At 61.3% G+C, this 17511-nt stretch carries 22 protein-coding genes; 9 read left to right on the top strand and 13 right to left on the bottom strand.

The features are described from left to right. Window position 1: 1 nt before the first annotated feature. Window positions 2–1279: an imelysin family protein gene (locus tag LJD17_RS22250; protein WP_227386398.1), complete on the bottom strand. Its 1278-nt coding sequence runs from the start codon at window positions 1277–1279 to the stop codon at window positions 2–4. 348 nt (window positions 1280–1627) lie between these two features. Between LJD17_RS22250 and LJD17_RS22255 the strand changes: the two genes are divergently transcribed. Beyond that, window positions 1628–1963, top strand: coding sequence for a hypothetical protein (locus tag LJD17_RS22255; protein ID WP_227386399.1), 336 nt, complete (start codon window positions 1628–1630; stop codon window positions 1961–1963). A 26-nt stretch (window positions 1964–1989) separates the two neighbouring features. Here LJD17_RS22255 and LJD17_RS22260 read toward each other — a convergent pair whose 3' ends face one another. Further along, on the bottom strand, window positions 1990–2400 hold the full coding sequence (locus LJD17_RS22260; RefSeq protein ID WP_227386400.1) for a DUF1236 domain-containing protein: 411 nt from the start codon (window positions 2398–2400) through the stop codon (window positions 1990–1992). 213 nt (window positions 2401–2613) lie between these two features. Between LJD17_RS22260 and LJD17_RS22265 the strand changes: the two genes are divergently transcribed. Then, window positions 2614–2829 (top strand): DUF1059 domain-containing protein, encoded by a 216-nt coding sequence (locus LJD17_RS22265; protein ID WP_227386401.1) that lies wholly within the window; start codon window positions 2614–2616, stop codon window positions 2827–2829. Window positions 2830–2871: 42 nt separating this feature from the next. On the opposite strand, the gene LJD17_RS22270 is transcribed toward LJD17_RS22265, so the two are convergent. The 4 genes from LJD17_RS22270 to LJD17_RS22285 form a co-directional block, all read right to left on the bottom strand. Further along, window positions 2872–4503, bottom strand: coding sequence for an alpha-D-glucose phosphate-specific phosphoglucomutase (locus LJD17_RS22270; protein ID WP_227386402.1), 1632 nt, complete (start codon window positions 4501–4503; stop codon window positions 2872–2874). 150 nt (window positions 4504–4653) lie between these two features. Beyond that, entirely contained in the window at window positions 4654–5616 is a 963-nt protein-coding gene (locus LJD17_RS22275) for a PfkB family carbohydrate kinase (protein ID WP_227386403.1), read from the bottom strand. Between the two features lie 157 nt (window positions 5617–5773). Further along, window positions 5774–6373 (bottom strand): phosphoribosyltransferase, encoded by a 600-nt coding sequence (locus LJD17_RS22280; RefSeq protein ID WP_264478548.1) that lies wholly within the window; start codon window positions 6371–6373, stop codon window positions 5774–5776. 644 nt (window positions 6374–7017) lie between these two features. Continuing rightward, entirely contained in the window at window positions 7018–7569 is a 552-nt protein-coding gene (locus LJD17_RS22285) for a DUF930 domain-containing protein (protein WP_227386405.1), read from the bottom strand. 403 nt (window positions 7570–7972) lie between these two features. Between LJD17_RS22285 and LJD17_RS22290 the strand changes: the two genes are divergently transcribed. Next, window positions 7973–8506: a hypothetical protein gene (locus LJD17_RS22290; protein ID WP_227386406.1), complete on the top strand. Its 534-nt coding sequence runs from the start codon at window positions 7973–7975 to the stop codon at window positions 8504–8506. 99 nt (window positions 8507–8605) lie between these two features. Beyond that, entirely contained in the window at window positions 8606–8977 is a 372-nt protein-coding gene (locus LJD17_RS22295; protein ID WP_227386407.1) for a hypothetical protein, read from the top strand. A 9-nt stretch (window positions 8978–8986) separates the two neighbouring features. On the opposite strand, the gene LJD17_RS22300 is transcribed toward LJD17_RS22295, so the two are convergent. Together LJD17_RS22300 and LJD17_RS22305 are read right to left on the bottom strand one after the other, a co-directional pair. Further along, window positions 8987–10171 (bottom strand): DUF882 domain-containing protein, encoded by a 1185-nt coding sequence (locus LJD17_RS22300; protein WP_227386408.1) that lies wholly within the window; start codon window positions 10169–10171, stop codon window positions 8987–8989. Window positions 10172–10451: 280 nt separating this feature from the next. Beyond that, complete coding sequence (locus LJD17_RS22305; RefSeq protein ID WP_227386409.1) at window positions 10452–11153, bottom strand: L,D-transpeptidase; 702 nt, start codon at window positions 11151–11153, stop codon at window positions 10452–10454. Window positions 11154–11306: 153 nt separating this feature from the next. Between LJD17_RS22305 and LJD17_RS22310 the strand changes: the two genes are divergently transcribed. Continuing rightward, window positions 11307–11585 carry a hypothetical protein gene (locus tag LJD17_RS22310; RefSeq protein ID WP_227386410.1) on the top strand — a complete coding sequence of 93 codons (279 nt, stop codon included), beginning with the start codon at window positions 11307–11309 and terminating at the stop codon, window positions 11583–11585. 155 nt (window positions 11586–11740) lie between these two features. Continuing rightward, window positions 11741–12559 (top strand): M55 family metallopeptidase, encoded by an 819-nt coding sequence (locus LJD17_RS22315; protein WP_227386411.1) that lies wholly within the window; start codon window positions 11741–11743, stop codon window positions 12557–12559. 66 nt (window positions 12560–12625) lie between these two features. On the opposite strand, the gene groL is transcribed toward LJD17_RS22315, so the two are convergent. Both groL and groES read right to left on the bottom strand, forming a co-directional pair. Further along, window positions 12626–14254, bottom strand: a complete 1629-nt coding sequence (groL, locus tag LJD17_RS22320) for a chaperonin GroEL (RefSeq protein ID WP_227386412.1) — start codon at window positions 14252–14254, stop codon at window positions 12626–12628. Window positions 14255–14314: 60 nt separating this feature from the next. Continuing rightward, entirely contained in the window at window positions 14315–14629 is a 315-nt protein-coding gene (gene groES / locus LJD17_RS22325; protein WP_227386413.1) for a co-chaperone GroES, read from the bottom strand. 284 nt (window positions 14630–14913) lie between these two features. Here groES and LJD17_RS22330 point away from each other — a divergent pair, with 284 nt between their 5' ends. Further along, complete coding sequence (locus LJD17_RS22330; RefSeq protein WP_227386414.1) at window positions 14914–15186, top strand: usg protein; 273 nt, start codon at window positions 14914–14916, stop codon at window positions 15184–15186. Window positions 15187–15238: 52 nt separating this feature from the next. On the opposite strand, the gene copM is transcribed toward LJD17_RS22330, so the two are convergent. From copM to LJD17_RS22345, 3 genes are all read right to left on the bottom strand, one after another. Further along, a complete protein-coding gene (gene copM / locus LJD17_RS22335; protein WP_406600866.1) occupies window positions 15239–15589 on the bottom strand; it encodes a CopM family metallochaperone in 351 nt (116 codons plus the stop codon). A gap of 116 nt (window positions 15590–15705) precedes the next feature. Continuing rightward, entirely contained in the window at window positions 15706–15918 is a 213-nt protein-coding gene (locus LJD17_RS22340; protein WP_227386416.1) for a heavy-metal-associated domain-containing protein, read from the bottom strand. Window positions 15919–15974: 56 nt separating this feature from the next. Continuing rightward, window positions 15975–16844 carry a LysR family transcriptional regulator gene (locus LJD17_RS22345; protein WP_227386417.1) on the bottom strand — a complete coding sequence of 290 codons (870 nt, stop codon included), beginning with the start codon at window positions 16842–16844 and terminating at the stop codon, window positions 15975–15977. A 94-nt stretch (window positions 16845–16938) separates the two neighbouring features. Between LJD17_RS22345 and LJD17_RS22350 the strand changes: the two genes are divergently transcribed. Together LJD17_RS22350 and LJD17_RS22355 are read left to right on the top strand one after the other, a co-directional pair. After that, entirely contained in the window at window positions 16939–17241 is a 303-nt protein-coding gene (locus LJD17_RS22350) for a putative quinol monooxygenase (RefSeq protein WP_227386418.1), read from the top strand. A 12-nt stretch (window positions 17242–17253) separates the two neighbouring features. After that, window positions 17254–17511 carry a DUF2798 domain-containing protein gene (locus LJD17_RS22355; protein WP_227386419.1) on the top strand — a complete coding sequence of 86 codons (258 nt, stop codon included), beginning with the start codon at window positions 17254–17256 and terminating at the stop codon, window positions 17509–17511.

Genomic DNA, 17511 nt, shown 5'->3' on the forward strand with positions numbered 1-17511 from the left:
GTTACTTCGACACTGCCGACGGATCGTCGAGGCTTTTCGAGCCTTCCACCGAGATCGTGAGGCCAAGTTTTTTCACCAGTCCCTCGATAGCCCGTGCCTGTGCCACCAACGCGTCGACGCCGTCCTGGACCACCTTGTTGCCCTCGGTGTTCCCTTCGGCAATCATCTGGTCATAAGCCTCTTTGCCGGAATCCGCACGGTCCTTGATGACGCGGAGCTTCTCCGTGGCGTTCTTCATGGCGGCTTCCAGTTTGGCCGCTTCTTCGGGAGCCTTGGCACGGGCATATTCGGCCATGCTCGGCCCTTGAACCGCCTTGCCGTCCGTCCGGGTATAGCGGCCCTCGTAGATGGCCACCATACCGATCTGATCGCCGTAATGGGAGTTGTGCGTGTTGTCCGAGAAGCAGTCGTGCTCCTCCTCGGGATCGTGGAGGATGAGGCCAAGCTTCATGCGCTCGCCGGCAAGCTCGCCATAAGACAGGCTGCCGAGGCCGGTGAGAATGGTCGCGAGGCCTTCGTTCGGGCCTTTCTTGACGATGTCCTGCCGGGCCTTGCCCTTGGCATCCCAGGCCTTGGCCATCTCGGCGAGATCGTCCACGAGGAGATCCGTCGCGGCCTTGAGGTAGTCCCGCCGACGGTCGCAATTGCCGTGCGTGCAGTTCTGGAGCGAGAAATCCGTTGCCGGACGGACTCCGGCCCCTGGCTCCGTGCCGTTCAGATCCTGACCCCAGAGAAGAAACTCGATGGCGTGGTAGCCTGTCGCCACATTGGCCTCGACGCCCCCGGCCTCCTGCAGGGTATCGGCGAGGAGCTTCTTGGTGATCTTCGAAGCATCCACCTGCTTCTTGCCGATCCGGATCGTCTTGTTGGCAATGACATTGGCTCTATAGAGCGGATTTTCGTCCGAGGTTTCGCCGTAGCTCTTCGGGTCGACGTAGTCGATCAGGCCTTCGTCGAGCGGCCAGGCGTTCACTTTGCCCTCCATCTCGTCCATCGCCTTGTTGCCGAACCGAAAACCCTCGGTTTGTTGATACGGAACGCGGGCCTTTCGCCACGCCGCGCGCGCCGCGCCCAGGCTTTCCTCGGTGGGGTTGGCCAGGAAGCCGTCGACAGCCTTCGCGAGATCCCGGGCGGCGTTGGCGGCATCGCCGTACATGGCCTGTGCCAGCGACACATAGGTCTCAATCACGACCTTCGGCTGCGGAGGCTCCGCATGTGCCATGTTGCTGAAGGCCGCCCCGGCCAGAAGGGCCGCCAGCGCGACTGCGCGCAATCTCATGTCCATCTCCGCATCCGGATGCTGATGACGGGATGGCTAGTCCGAAACCGATGCGTCTGGCAACAGTAAAATACTAAAATGGAAACATTCTAAACTAAGTATTGTTCAGTGTTTATAGTATAAATGCAAGTAATACTGCGCTGTGAGGGATAACATCGTGTTTATCATCTGCGTCCGGGAAATCACGTTTTCTGGGATCGCATTGCCCCGGCAACGTGCACCGGCAGGTTCTTTTTGAAATAGTATCCTATATGTCTTAGCTTATTCGGAGATGGAAAGCGCGAAACACTCCGGAGGGGTCGAACCGGTGGCGAAGATCCCGCGTTAGCTTATCCAGAGGAGGTGACGATGCCCGAACTTGTTCGCGAATGGCCGCATCTCTTGAAGAGGGTGCTAGAGCAGATCCGTCCGGTTGCCGGTCGAGCCGATTATTATGTCGCCGAGGTCGATTTGAGCGAGGATGAGCTGCGCGCGCTCAACCTGTTCGAGGCGAGCGCGAGGCATGAGCATGTCGCCTTTACCGATCCTGTCACCGCCGAGGGGCGCTTGGCTTATCTCAACACACCGGTCGGACTTGGAAAGCCCCAGGACCTGAACCGCATCGCAAGGGTGAGGATCACCCTCACGGCCGTTCAGCAGATGAGGCCCTTGGAGACGCGTCCGGACCTCCATGGTTCAGCATGACGGACGACCTCAAGGGCTGAGCGACGTTAGGGAATAATCTCGACCACTTCCCGCGTCTGCGGATCGACGAGCACCCGCTGATCGTTCACGATCGTGTAGCTGTAACGGGACTGAAGACCGACGCTGTTCGGAATGGGAAAGAGCCTCACACGCGCTGGGAGCGGCTGACCCACAACAACCTCCTCCGTCATGCGGATGGAAGGACGGCGCTGAGCCACGATGAAGGTCTGGACGCGCGTCGATTCATCCGGGCTGAGAACACCGCCCACGGCGGCGCCCGCCACACCGCCTACGGCTGCGCCCACGGGTCCCCCAACCACGGCACCCGCCACGGCGCCACCGGCAGCCCCCGTCATAGGTCCGGCGGCCTGATCGGTTTGGCAGGCTGCGAGAGGAAGGGCGAGAAGAGCGAGCGAAGCAATGAGATGATAACGCATGGCGATTCCTTTCAGAGGATCACCTCTCGAACGTCCCGTAGCTTGGCCGGTTCCTTTGCAATATCGCAAAGCTTGGCCGAAAATGCAGGTCCGGGAAAATGCAGGTCCGGGATGTGTTGCTGGCGCATCTGGAGTAGAATGAGGCCGGTGCCGTTTTTCCGAAAGCGGTCGCCTCGTCATCCGCGCATGCGTCTGAGCCGAGGGAGGCAGGACATGGGACGGAAATTCATCGATTGCCGGGAGATTCCGAGCGACATGAATTGCAGCCTTGCACTGGTCGCCGACACGGAAAACGAACTGGTCGAGGCCGCAGTGATGCATGCGGTCAGCGTGCATCGTCATCAGGATACGCCCGAATTGCGGAGCCAGATCAGAAGCGCCATCCGTGAAGGATCGCCGCCTGTCGCGGCACCAAGACAGATGGCCTGACAGCCATCCGCCTGATGCCGCCAAGCTCGGCGGCCTGATCACTCAGGTTATGACGTCCGGAGCCGAACGGCCCGTGCGGTCGCGGATGCCCGCGATCGCATCGGCAGCGGCGATGACGTCCGCCAGCACGTCCTGCGGGTCGCGGTCGTGGCGGGATGAATCGGGCTCGAATTTTTCAAGATAAACGCGCAGGGTTGCACCTTCCGTACCCGTACCTGACAGGCGGAACACCGCACGGGCCCCTTTGTCGAACATGATGCGCACGCCCTGGCGGCTGGTCACCGAGCCGTCGGTCGGGTCCTGATAGGCAAAGTCGTCGGCCTCGGCGACTGTCAGGTCCTTGAACGTCTTTCCAGGCAGACTTGCAAGGCTGCCGCGAAGATCCGCCATGAGCTGATCGCCGCTTGCGGTGCTGATCCCCTCATAATCGTGCCGTGTATAGAAGTCGCGCCCATAGGTGCGCCAATGTTCCGTCACGATCTCGGCGATGGACTGTCCCCGCGCGGCGACGATGTCGAGCCAGAGAAGGATTGCCCAGAGGCCATCCTTTTCACGGACATGGGGAGAGCCCGTTCCGGCGCTTTCTTCACCGCAGATGGTGACGCGGCCGGCATCGAGCAGATTGCCGAAGAACTTCCAGCCTGTCGGCGTCTCGAACAGGTCCACCTTGAGCTTCTCGGCAACCCGGTCGGCGGCGCGGCTGGTGGGCATGGATCGGGCAATGCCCTTCAGGCCGCCGCGATAGCCTTTTGCGTGATGAATGTTCGCCGCAAGCACCGCGAGGCTGTCGGATGGGGAGACGGAAATGCCACGCCCCAGCACGATATTACGATCACCGTCTCCATCGGAGGCCGCGCCCATGTCGGGAGCGTCCGACGAGAACATGAGCCGGAAAAGCTCCGCGGCATGGACCGGGTTCGGGTCGGGGTGATGACCGCCGAAATCCGGAAGAGGCGTGGCGTTGATCACCGTGCCGGCCGGAGCGCCCAAAACTTCTTCGATGATGGCCTTGGCATAGGGGCCGGTCACCGCATGCATCGCGTCGAAACGGAGCGTGAAGCCGGAAGCGAACAGCTTTCGGATCCGGTCGAAATCGACCAGGGTCTCCATCAGGGAAACATAGTCGGCGACCGGATCGATAATTTCGACCTTCATGTTGCCGAGCCTGGTTTCGCCGAGCGTCGAAAGGGAAGGCGCCTGGTCTTTGAGAATACGGTATTCGGTCAGCGCCTTCGTTCGGGCGAAGATCGCATCGGTGATGGACTCGGGAGCAGGGCCGCCGTTCGCGATGTTGAACTTGAGGCCGAAATCGCCGTCTTCACCACCTGGATTGTGGCTTGCGGAAAGAACGATGCCGCCGAAGGCCTTCCGCTTGCGGATGACATTGGAAGCAGCGGGGGTCGACAGCATGCCGTCCTGGCCCACGATGGCCCGTTCGGCGCCGTTTGCCGCGAGCATGCGCAGGATGATTCCAATGGCCTTGTCGTTAAAGAAGCGCCCATCGCCGCCGACGACGACCGTGCGACCATCGACCCCGCCGACGCCTTCGATCACCGCCTGGACGTAATTTTCGAGATAGCCGGGCTGCATGAACACGGCTGTCTTCTTCCTCAGCCCGGACGTGCCGGGCTTCTGGCCTTCGATCGGTGCCGTGGCAACAGTCTCGACGTTCATTCCTTGTATCCTCTCATGGACCCGTAGGGCCGTTTGACATTGGCCGAAGGCTTTCTGGCCGACGGCAAAGCGCGAGTGGGAGATAGGGGGCAGGCAGCGGCTGACCACCCGACAGAAATTCAAAAGACATTTCGTGTCCGATGGTCACCGTCAGGAGGCCCGTTCGTTCAGGAAGGCTTCGACGGCGGCTCGGGCAGGGAGCGACGGGATCGCCCCGCGCCCGGTCGCCGTCAGAGCCCCGACCGCATTGGCGAAGCGGCAGATGGTATCGAGTTGCGCCGGATCTTCCGGGATACTCGGCTGCTTCAGGAGACCGGCGATGATGCCCGCCATGAAGGCATCTCCCGCACCCGTCGCGTCAACGGCGTCCACGGCAAAGCCTGCGACCTTTCCTTGAGCCGCTGGCGTCAGCCAGTAGCAACCGGCGCTGCCGCAAGTGACCGCCATGAAGGTCAATTCGTCTGTCCACAAGGCTCTGGCACCCGCGATCGGATCGTCCCTGCCGGTCAGAAAGGCGACTTCTTCCTCGGAGATCTTCACGATCTGCGCGTGCTTCAGCCCGAGAAGCATGCCGGAGCGTGCCGCGTCGGCATCGGGCCAGATATGAAGGCGGAGATTCGGGTCGTAGGTGATGATCTTGCCGGAGCGGCGCGCCAAATTGACTGCGTGGAGCGTGGCCGAACGGGACGGCTCGGAGATGAGGCTCAAGGATCCGAAATGGAGCGCCCGGGCCTTCTCGATTGCCGCCGCATCCACGTCCTCGGATGCCATCAGCATGTCGGCGCTGGGGCTGCGATAGAACAGGAATTCTCGTTCCCCGTTGGCCTGAAGCGACACGAATGCCAGGCCCGTGGCGGCACGCTTGGTAAAGAGAAGAGGGGACACGTCCACCCCGGCGTCTTTTAAGGTATCCGCCAGGAAGTGGCCAAAACCGTCCTCGCCGACCATTCCCATGAACGCACTGGTGATGCCAAGGCGGGTCAGGGCGACTGCGACATTGGCGGGTGCTCCCCCGGCCGCCTTCTTGAAGGCTTCCGTTCCAGCAAGGCCGAGGCCGTTGACGGTCGGCACGAAGTCGACCAGCAATTCGCCGAAACTGACGACGTCGGCCATGCCTCTGTTCCTCGAAGATGTCGAGCTCATCGCGGAGAGCCATGAGCAGGGTTGCCTCCTACCGAGGCGGGTTCGTGGTGTTTATAGGTGCTCGCCGCGCGTCTGTTAAGTTCGTCTCCTCCGAGCGTTCGATATATCGTGAATCCGGCAGGTTCCGTTACCGGCGCTCGAGAAGTCGTGTGACCTCGGCATCCGAAAGCTGGTGGAACTCCCGATAGAACGGGCTGATGGCATAGAATTCGTCGGACACGACAGGGCATACAATGTCGTCGACCAATGGCCGAAGAACCTCGATCGTTTCCGTGGGAGCGACCGGAACGGCGAGGATAAGGCGGGCAGGATGGCGTCGGCGCAAAGCGGTGAGCGCGGCTCTCACGGTTGTTCCGGTGGCGATTCCATCGTCGACCACGACCGCCGACTTTCCTTCGACGGAAACCGGCTTCCGCTCCTTCATGTAGACCTGTCGCCGCCGCTCCAGCTCCCTCAGCTCCGGCTCCGCCAGCCGCTCGATATCCCGTTCGGTCAGGCCGGTAAGCGACATCACCGCCTCGTTCTGGACGATCTGAGGGGCCTCGCCATCGACGATAGCGGCCGCCGCGAGCTCAGGCTGCGAAGGGACTCCGATCTTGCGGACCAGAAGCAGGTCCAAGGGCGCCTGGAGAATCTCCGCGATAGGCTGTGCGACCGGAACCCCGCCGCGCGGCAGCGCGAGCACAACCGGATCCGTGAGACCCATGCCGGCGAGACGGCTCGCCAATTGTCGTCCCGCCTGATCTCGATCTGAAAACCGGTATGCTTCCATCGAGCGGTCCGCTCACGAAAGGTCCACCGTCCATGCCCAGCGTCGTTCCATGGCCGGGGAGGGCCCGAAACGCCATTTTATCACCGACTGCCCGGAACGCCATGCAAGGCTCAGGAAAGCCAGCTCGATAATCATCCCGCTTGTGCCTCGACAAACCCGAACATTCTTCTGTTGGGGGCTTCAGGAGGATAGCGTCGGGAGCGAGGCACAACAGGGATGGCGGCGCCCGTTAACGCTTCATTGACCTTACGGGCGCACGCTTCCTCCCTCATTGGAGGTTTCCATGATTGCGTTGCTCGTCGGTATGGTCGTCTGCTCCTTCACCTGTCTTGTCGCTCCGCCAACTGTCCGGATGGTGTGGAAGCGACGTGAAATCAGGGCCGTGACCCAAGGTCGGCCGATTGCGTTCGGATAGGCATTTTGTCGCCATGCGCGAATCGCATGCCAGCGTTTCGAACTGAGACCTGCCTTCAGGCCGGTTTGACCACCACATTAGGATCATGACGCCGCGACGATGGCGACGTTGTTCCCTCTGAAGTTTCTTCCCTTACTTGGGCCGCTGTTACAGCGGCCCTTTTTCTTTTGGCCGCGCTCCGGCCTCAACGCCAAAGACCATATTTCTCCCACTGATCTTCGGGAACGATATCCCCGATTTGGTAGGTGAAGGAGGTTGCGGACAGGCGATCATCCGCAAGAATGCACTGAAATTGAAACTGGTGCCATTGACCCTTGAGCCGAAAGGCCCCGCCGGTTCCTGAAATCACGTTCTCATTGAAGGTCGGGCTCGAAAGTGCGTCGACCACAACTCGATCGAGCCGTGCGTAGTCCTTCTCCCGCGAGATCTGCTTCGACCCTTTATTGTTGCAGACCTGCAGGCTGCGGGTCTTCGGCTCGATCTTCATGAAGCTTGGCGACAAGCGCGCATTCGCGGCGTGCGCGATACTGCCGGATAAAGTGAAGGCAACTGCGGCAAACAGAACTCGCGTCGAAACTCTCGTCATCGTCGAGGAAAACTCCAATCGGGGAGGTGTCAGAATGAGAATGACCGTTTGAAACGGCTCGCCCGGCAAAAGGCGGGAATGACCGTGACGGTTTATTCCGCTCAACTCGCGGATCAAGAGCGCTTCATGCAGAGCCGACCGCTGATCCATGCGCAGGCTCCATGGGTTTGCGGATATTCGTCGTGACCGGAACATTCGCTCTTATTTTCGCCTTAATCGATGCCGCCAAAGCGGGGCCGTCCGGTCAAAGCCACCTGATTCCAGGGCGACTTTTCAAAACGGCTTTCCAAGACCGATCGTGCGGACATTCGAGTCATCTGCGAGCTGCGCTCCGACGAGGTCCGTCCGTTCTTGCGCTCCAGTTGGTTTGCATCCGGACGCAAGTTGTCGGAGCATTCGTGCAACGGACGGACAATTCACCCGTTGGAAGCGCAGCGTCGAGGATGGTTTCCAGAAGCGCGACACGCTATGGAGAATCCGTCCCTCACCGCGATCATGAGTCGGTTCCCAGCCGGCACAGCCTTGGTCACCGCGTCTCTTGTCGGATCGCTTCATGAAAAGAATCCTCAAAAGCTTATCCGGTGCTGTTGTCGTGGCGCTCATGGCGCCATCCCCGGCGCTTGCCGACGGTGTGACCCTCGCAGCAACCTTGTGGGATTGCGTGCGTGCGCGAGACAACTCTCGCTTTCTCATCATGTTCTATCCTGACGGCGGGGTTGGTGGCGGCGAGGTCGACAAGGGCGTGGTGACGCCCTACGCATTCGACGCGTCGAAGACATCGCAGAACCAATGGCCGGGGCGATGGAGCCAGTCCGGCGAAACATTCCAGTGGGACTTCCCGGACCAGCACATGCGGATCGAGGGCCGCATCGCGACGCTTCCGAACGGGAAGGCCCGGTTAACTGGAACGGAGACATCCTTGGACCTGACATCGTCCGTGGTGTGCGGCCCGCAGCAGAAGGCGCCGAAACTGGGCGCCGGGCTCGTCGTCCCCAAGGACGGACACTTTCTTGACCCGGATGACTCGGAAGGCGAGCTGAAGGTGCCGACGGCGGCCTCCCTGCAGCGGCCGGGCAGATCACGCTAAGTCAAAACCAAATCTCAACCGATCATGTGTTTTATCGCCCGTTCGGCTTGAGACGCCTTTCTGAACGGACCGAAAAGAGCGGTCGCAAAGGAGCCTGCTGTGGTGAAGCGCATTGGTTCGATGGCGTGGCGAGTGGAGGTCGGCGCCGATGGGCAGCTGTTCTCGCTCGGCGTGCGCGCGGATACGGGACGGGAATACGAGGTTCTTCTCGGAACGGTCGATTCCACGCCGATCGTCTCCGACCTGCTGGGCGAAATGGCACGCGTTCATCGCGCGTTGCCGCCGCGGGTCTTCGCGGAAGGGGCGGGCCCGCATCATCCCCGCAGCGTTCCGCTCCAGCCTCTTGCGACCCGGATCGAGGATCATCGCGGCCAACCGGTCCTCACGCTCGATTTCGGCGGAACGGTCCTCAAGATTCAGATCGATCCCGCCAGTCTCCAGAAGGATCTGGCGAAGTATCAGGGGTCGTAGGCCTGTCCGCTACGAGCCTGTGTTGAGAGCAGCGCTGGCCTGTCGCACGGGAGCGGGAGATTTTACCGGCAGGGGTTTGACCGCAGGCCCGGTGAAGCTCGTCGTTGTCAGCTCGCTTTTCAGCTCGGGCGAGAAGCCCAGATCCAGGAATGCCGTCCGGGGATCGAACAGCGCCTTGACCGCCGCCGTCCGATTGACCCCGAGGATCGGCTCGATGGATCGCGAAGGTGTCGTAAGGGCCGCCGTTACGATGGGCCGTTCCGGGCGGGGAGGCATGGGCGGCTCGACGGAGGCGACGGCGATCAGATCCTTCGGGCGCTGAGGCGGAACCGGCACCAGGGCCAGCGCCGTCGCAGGCACGCCGGGCGGACTTGCGGAAATCGCCGGGTCGCTGGTCTGCGTCTCCACGGGCGCGGGTGGCGGCTCCTTGCGCTTGAACAGGGCGGTCATGATGCTGCCCAGCGAACCGCCGGAGGTTGCCTGCGCGGCGAGCGCGGCATTGCGCGGCAGGATTTCCGCCTTGGCCTCCTCGTAGCCGGGCAGCGGCCGCCCGTTGGTCGGAAGGTGCAGGGTCTTGCCGTTGGGGAAGAGGCGGGCCAGCTGATCCTGTGTCATCCGCGGCCAGGCGCGAACATTGCCCGTATCCACGTGAACGAACTCGGAGGACGCGTAGTAGCCGACGCCGCCATATTGCAGCTTCATCGCAATGGCGCGCAGGCGGCCGGTCTCCACGTCCGGGAGCCGAATGTCCATCGCCTTTCCGAGCATGTGTTGGCTATGTTCGGAGACGCCGCTTGAACGGTTGCGGAGCATGGCGTTGGTTTGAGGCGAGCGGTAGGCCGAGATGATGTTGATCGGCTCCCGCGATCCGCTTTCCTGATAGACTTCCCACAGCACATCGAAAAGCCGCGGGTCCATCTTGGCCGGCTCGTCCGTGCGCCAATCGCGCAGGTACCAGTTGAGCTGCGCCAGGGCCTGCTCGTCATAGCGCCCGTTGCGCCGGAAGGTGATGGTGGCGCTATCGCGCCGATGGGTGTGGAAGAAACTCAAGGAGCGCGTGTCGCCGTCGGCGGCCGCGTCCTGCGTGGCGACGACAGCGGCCAGGAATAATGTTGCAGACGCGGCTGAGCAAAGACCAATCTGGAGGAGCCGTTGCATCGGGATGCGACGGCCGAAGAGCGGCGCGGGTACCATGAGTAACCCTCCCGAACGTCGGCCGTAACGAGAAATCCCCTTGAAGTTCTTTTGTTCGCCCGGCGTCCCAAGCCATTTCGTGGCGGTAAACCATGGCAAAATTGGAGCAAGCCGCCAAAGAACAGGCGGGCGGATCTTCCGGGCAAAGGCAGACGCAAACTGGAACATGGGTCCAGTTTCGCGGTGAGCGTTTAACCGAGCGTTAGCGACGACGGGAAATTTCGTCCCGTCGACGTCCTGCGAGCCTTGACTTTCGACTCCCGCCTTGCGGACTAAGGTCCTATCCCGAACGCTGGGCCGACCGTTTCGCGCCCGGACCGCCGCCCGCCAGGACGATCACTCTCGTGCCCACGGAGGTGCGCCCGTAAAGATCCATCACGTCCTGGTTGATCATTCTGATGCAGCCGGATGAAACATTCGTCCCGATGGTCCAGGGTTCGAAGGTTCCATGGATGCGGTAGAGCGTATCCTTGTTCCCCTGCCAAAGGTAAAGGGCACGGGCCCCGAGGGGATTGCCGGGGCCCCCGGGCATGCCGGGCCCTCCCGGAAGTTCTCCCATTTGATCCATCAGCTCGGGCTGACGCTGGAACATTTCCTTGGGCGGATACCAGTCGGGCCATTCCTGCTTGTCGTGGACCGTTGCTTCCCCCGACCAGGAAAAGCCCGCCCGTCCGACGCCGACGCCATAGCGCATCGCCGTCCCACCGTCCTGAACGAGGTAGAGATAGCGGGCCCGTGGATCGATCACGATCGTGCCGGCAGGCTCCGGCCGGTCGTAGGGCACTTCCCGGCGTAGAAAAGCCTGGTTGATCCGTGAGAGCGGGACGCCCGGAACGGGGTACAGATCATGATCGACCGGTGCATACATGGCCGCGTAGGGGTTCCGATCCGAAAGGGGCTGCGCGAAACTCTTCTCCGAATGAAAACCGAGACTTGCCACGGAGGGCAGACCGACCAAGAAGGCGCGGCGGTTGAGATCCATGTTTCACCTCCTCAAGAGAGCTTGCCTGCACAGACATCTAGGCCGGGATCCGAGGGTGAAAAGACGAGATGTGCTTAAAGTCTTAGCAATTCTTGAGGGAACTCTAATGGTTACGCTTCGTTAACTATAGTTGTTCGAACAAGGCAGGTCGTCATGACTGTGATAGGCGATAACTCCCGAAAGGCACGGAGCAATCAGCCGCCTCTTCCGCGGCAGGTTCAGGAGCATCTGGGCCAGAAGCTACGTGCACAGCTTTATGAGACGACTGCCAAGCCCCGGTATCTCGGGGACCCGGCCATTCCTCAGGAATTCGACGCGCTTCTCGAAAAGCTCGACAGGCGCGACAGGATGAGACGCAGCGAGCAGATCGCCCAGATTGCTCATCGGGCTGTCGAGGATGCGCTGAAAGGCCTGGTAACGGCTGCCCGCTGAATTCCACGCAGACCTTGACACGGTTTTTACCCGGCGGGTCCGTTTCGGGGCCCGTCGAGAGATACGCTGCGAAAATTCCAGGCCAGATCCGGAAATCTTCACCAACTTGAGACGGATCGTCGTCTAAGCCTTCCGTCGCAAGGTTGGAGACTTCCATGAGAATTTATATCTCGGCGGATATTGAAGGGGTTGCCGGAGTGGTGAACCCGCAGCACGGCGCCATGGGCAATGCGGAATATGAACGCGCCCGGCGTTTGATGACCCAGGAGGTCAACGCCGCCATCGCGGGCGCATTCGCCGGGGGCGCCACCGAAGTGCTCGTGAACGATTCCCACGGCGACATGCGCAATCTGCTCCCCGACGAACTCGACGAGCGGGCCGAGCTGATCATCGGCAAGCCGAAGCCGCTGAACATGTTCGAAGGGCTGACGCCCGATCATGCCGGCATCATCTGTCTCGGCTATCATGCGCGTGCGCGCGCACCCGGGATCCTCGCCCACACGGTGAACGGTTTTGCGTTCGGCCGCATTCATCTGAACGGCCTCGAACTCGGGGAAGCGGGCCTTTACGGCGCCTATGCCGGCAGCATCGGCGTTCCGGTCATTCTCCTGACGGGTGATGACTGCCTTCAAAGCGAGACCAAGGACCTTTTCCCGGATGCTCTTTACGCCGTCGTGAAGCAATCGCTCGGGCAGCGTGCGGCGCGCAACCTCGCACCAGAGCGCGCAAGGGCTCTGATCAGGGCGAAAAGCGAGGAGGCGGTGAGGGGGGCCGGAGGCATGAAGCCGTTCAGGCTGGATGGACCTTACCGGCTGGAGGTCGAGTTCAACACGCCGGCTCTTTGCGATCTGGCGGCTGTCATTCCCGTTGCCACACGCCTCGACGCGGTCACCATCGCCCTGGAGCCGTCCAGCACGGAGCATGCCGTACGGTGGATCAACACGCTGTCGGCTTTGTCCGCAATCCTGCGGTGAGCATTCTCGAACAACGAAAAAAGGCGCCGCGTGGCCGCGGCGCCCTGTGCCTTGAGGAGGGATGGATCAGAAGTCCATCCCGCCGCCGGCCGGCATGGCAGGAGCGGTTTCCTTCTTGGGCTTCTCGGCGATCATCGCTTCCGTGGTAATCAGAAGGCCTGCAACCGACGCGGCATCCTGAAGCGCGACACGCACGACCTTTGCCGGATCGACGACGCCGAACTTGTAGAGGTCGCCGTATTCGCCCGTCTGAGCATTCCAGCCCGAGGCATAATCGGACTGCTCGAGCACCTTGCCGACAATGATCGAACCATCCTCGCCCGCGTTGAGCGCGATCTGACGGGCCGGGGCCTGGATGGCCCGGCGCACGATCTCGACGCCTGTCTTCTGGTCGTCGTTGACGGGGGACACGGCATCGAGGGCCTTGAGCGAGCGCAGGAGCGCAACGCCGCCGCCCGGCAGGATGCCTTCCTCGACGGCCGCGCGGGTGGCGTGCATGGCGTCGTCCACGCGATCCTTCTTCTCCTTCACCTCGACCTCGGTGGCGCCGCCGACGCGGATCACCGCCACGCCGCCCGCCAGCTTCGCCAGACGCTCCTGGAGCTTCTCGCGGTCGTAATCAGAGGTGGTCTCCTCGATCTGCGCCTTGATCTGGCCGACACGGGCTTCGATGTCGTTCTTCGAACCGGCGCCGTCAACGATGGTGGTGTTCTCTTTTTCGATCACCACTTTCTTGGCGCGGCCGAGCATCTGCAAGGTCACGTTCTCGAGCTTGATGCCGAGATCTTCGGACACCGCGGTACCGCCTGTCAGAATGGCGATGTCCTCGAGCATGGCCTTGCGGCGATCGCCGAAGCCGGGAGCTTTGACGGCGGCGATCTTCAGGCCACCGCGCAGCTTGTTGACCACGAGGGTGGCGAGAGCCTCGCCTTCCACGTCCTCGGCGATGATCAGCAGCGGCTTACCGGTCTGAACAACAGCCTCGAGAACCGGCAGCATGGCCTGCAGGCCCGAGAGCTTCTTCTCGTGGATGAGGATGTAAGGGTCCTCCAATTCCACGCGCATCTTTTCGGCGTTGGTGATGAAGTAGGGCGAGAGATAGCCGCGGTCGAACTGCATGCCCTCGACGATGTCGAGTTCGGTTTCAAGGGACTTGGCTTCCTCGACGGTGATGACGCCCTCGTTGCCGACCTTCTGCATCGCCTCCGCGATCATCTTGCCGACGTCACGGTCGCCGTTCGCGGAAATCGTGCCGATCTGGGCGATCTCGTCGTTCGAGGTGACCTTCTTGGCGTTCTTCTTCAGATCGCCGACAATGGCGTCGACCGCCATGTCGATGCCGCGCTTGAGGTCCATGGGGTTCATGCCGGCGGCCACGGCCTTGGCGCCCTCGCGAACGATCGCCTGGGCCAGAACCGTCGCCGTCGTCGTGCCGTCGCCGGCCAGATCGTTCTGCTTCGAGGCGACCTCGCGGACCATCTGGGCGCCCATGTTCTCGAACTTGTCGGCAAGCTCGATTTCCTTGGCGACAGTAACGCCGTCCTTGGTGATGCGCGGGGCGCCGAACGACTTCTCGATCACCACGTTACGGCCCTTCGGGCCGAGGGTCACCTTCACCGCATCGGCGAGAATGTCGACACCGCGCAGCATCTTTTCGCGGGCGTCGGAGGAAAACTTTACGTCTTTGGCAGCCATGTTTCGTCACTCCTTGAGACGCAACGATGTTTGACTCTGATGATGGATGGCGATGCCGCCTCAGGCGGCTTTCTTGCGGGCGACCGTTTCTTCGACGATCCCCATGATGTCGGCTTCCTTCATGATCAGGAGATCCTCGCCGTCGATCTTCACTTCCGTGCCGGACCACTTGCCGAACAGGACGATGTCGCCGGCCTTCACGTCGAGGGCGACGACCTTGCCGCTCTCGTCACGGGCCCCCGGGCCGACGGCGATGACCTCGCCCTGCTGCGGCTTTTCCTTGGCGGTGTCCGGGATGATGATACCACCGGCGGTCTTTTCTTCCGCGTCAATCCTCTTCACCAGAACGCGGTCGTGCAAAGGACGGAACTTCATGAAGCTTCCTCCAATGATTTCAAGAGTTTACCTTCTGCGGCGAGGCCGTTTCGGCCCTCGCGCGGCGATGATTTGGGCGGGCAAGCTTCACGGTTCAAGAGGCCCCCAAAATTTTTTTTTTGCGGTCAGGGAACTGTCGGCGAAAGGGATGGCCCGGGCTTGGCAGCAGCCCTCATGAAATGCTGCTAACCTTTTGATATTTATTGATATTATTCTTTTTGTAAACTTGCTGGCGAGCGGCCTCTCTGATGAAATCGTCCCGTTTCCCCTGATGCGAGGAGCCAATGACAGCGACACCGGATTTCGTTCTGCAGCTTCAAGGATACGGCCTGACCACGGCGCGGATCTTCTATCGGATTCCTGATCATCGATCCCTTCTGCAGGAGTTCATTTGGCAGGATTACGATCTTTTCCCGAAGTTTCCGACGTTACGGAAGTTTCTTGATTATTGGCGGCGAGAACTGGACGGACCGCTCTTTTCGATAACGGTTTCTCATTCACGCCTCATCCGACCAGCGGAGCTTCGCGCGGTCGAGGGCGAGTTCCGCCTGCAATAGCCGCAGTCATTCTCCTGCGCCAGCGGATCGGGGGCAGGAGAATGGGCATCGCTTACTGTTCAATTCCCTTTTTCTTGAGCCACGCCCGCATTTCGCCGATCTCCCTTTCCTGTTCACGAATGACATCGTTCGCCCATTGCCGAACCTGTTCGTCCTTGCCGTTCTGCAGGACGACCTTTGCCATGTCGATCGCTCCCTGATGGTGAGGGATCATGCCACGCACGAAGTCGACATCCGCGTCGCCTGTGTAGGAGATGTCCATGCCCTTGTGCATTTTGGTGTTGGCGTCCCTATAGCCCTTCGTGGCTGCCGTGTCGGCGGCTGGAGCAGGGGATGCGTGCCCCGTGTGGCTGCCATGAGATGCACCTTGTGCCAAGGCCAGGCTCGGCGCCGCCGTCAGCATGAGGATGAACGAACATATGCGTAGTGTCATGACGAAACTCCATGGAAAGAACGTTTGCACCTGCATGAAAGCAGCAGGGGAATGGGGATGACGGATATGGGCCATGGGCGAAAGGGTCAGCCGAGAGCCACCTTCTCTGAAGCCGCCGGATAGCCTGCTTCCTGTAGCGTCTGGAGGAGAGAATCCCGGGTCGCAGTTGACGCAACGTCAATAGTCTGCCGTTCCAGATCGCCATGAACTCCGGCTTGTGGGTCCAGGGCCTGTATGGCGCGTGTCACCGTCCGGAGACACCCACCGCAGCTCATTGTCGGGACATGAAAGGAATGCATAGCCAGGTTCCTTGTTCAACATCCTGACGGTTTTGCACCTTGCCATGATGGCAAGGTCAAGGGGCCTGTTTGATGCTCCCTGCTTCCTGCACGCATTCGGCGATAAAGCGCGCGACGACCGCAACGGCGGCGTTGTCGCGCAGGTCTTCATGATATGTCAGCCAGGCATCGCGCGTGTGTGATCGGTTCTCGGGATCCGCATCCACAAGGCCGCAGCGCTTGGCCAAAAAGTCGGGCAAGGCGGCAATGCCGAAGCCGGCCTCCGCGGCCGAGCACTGGATTGCAAGGTCATTGGTGCGGAAGACGATAGGCCGGGGAGCCGCGATCATCTTCAACCACGCCTGCTGCGATACGTCGTCGAGACTGTCATCGAAAGCGATGAACTCATGTTCGGCGGGATGGCGAGCAGCCAGATATTCCGCGGATCCGTAGAGGCGATAAACGATCGTTCCGATCTTTCGTGCGACCAGTGTCGTGTCGCTAGGCCGCACGAGCCGAAGGGCTAGATCGGCTTCCCGCCGGGGGAGGGATACCGCGTGGCTCTGCCCGAGAAGGCGGAGCCGGATCATCGGATAGGCGTCTTTCAGCCGTGGCAGTCGCGGAGCAATGATTTCCGTGGCGAAGACGGGCGGGGCGCTGACTGAGACCTCGGTGGCGGCTTCGTCCTGGCGTGCCCGGATGGACCGCTCGATTGCGAAGGTCTCGGTTTCCATCCGGCGGGCGTGCTGGGCCACGCTCTCGCCGTCACGGGTCAACTCATAACGTCCACCGCGCCGATCGACGAGTTTGGCGCCGACGGAAGCCTCCAGCGCCGCAACTCTGCGCGCGACGGTGGCGTGCTCGACGCCCAGTCGGCGGGCCGCGGCCGAGAGAGAACCCGAATCCGCAAGAGCAACGAAGTGGCGGAGATCATCCCAGTCGACCATTCCCGATTCTTTCACAGCCAGTGTGAGAACTTCGGCAATTTCGCACAGGAGGCAGAGGATGCAAGGTGGCGCCATGACCAAAGGAGAACAAGGCTTGTCCGACTCGAAAACCGACGCCCCCGTGCGAAAAATCGTGCGCATCTACGCGAAGGCGGGATCCGAAGGGACCATGCGCGCGGCGCTTCGGGACCTGCAGGATGCGACCCGTCGGGAAGACGGATGCCGCGAGTTTACGTTCTTCCAGTCTCTCAGCGAGCCGGGTGCGTTTTTGCTCATGGAGGACTTCGACAATGTCACGGCTTTGAACCGCCACATGGCCTTGCCTCACACCCAGGCCTTCTTCGCCCTGAATCTCGCAGCTGCCATAACACCTCTCGACGCCGGCTGGATATCATAAGGGGGACGATTCATGAATGCTCATGCCATCCGCTTTCGCAAGCTTCCATCAAGGGCGCAGACGATCGTTTTTCCTCTGCTTCTTTCCTTCGTGATGTCGGGAATCGTTTCGGCGATTGCGACCGTCCGGGCCATTGGGCTGACGGAGGATCTGATCTTCAGAATCCTGCAGTCGTGGTCCCTTTCCTATGCGGTCGCCTTTCCGACAGCTCTTGCTGCGGTGCCGTTGGTGCGCAGGCTCGTCGGCATGATCGTGGAGACGCCGCGGTGA

This window comes from Microvirga rosea (genome assembly GCF_020595095.1).
In the GTDB taxonomy this organism is placed as follows: Bacteria; Pseudomonadota; Alphaproteobacteria; order Rhizobiales; family Beijerinckiaceae; genus Microvirga; species Microvirga rosea.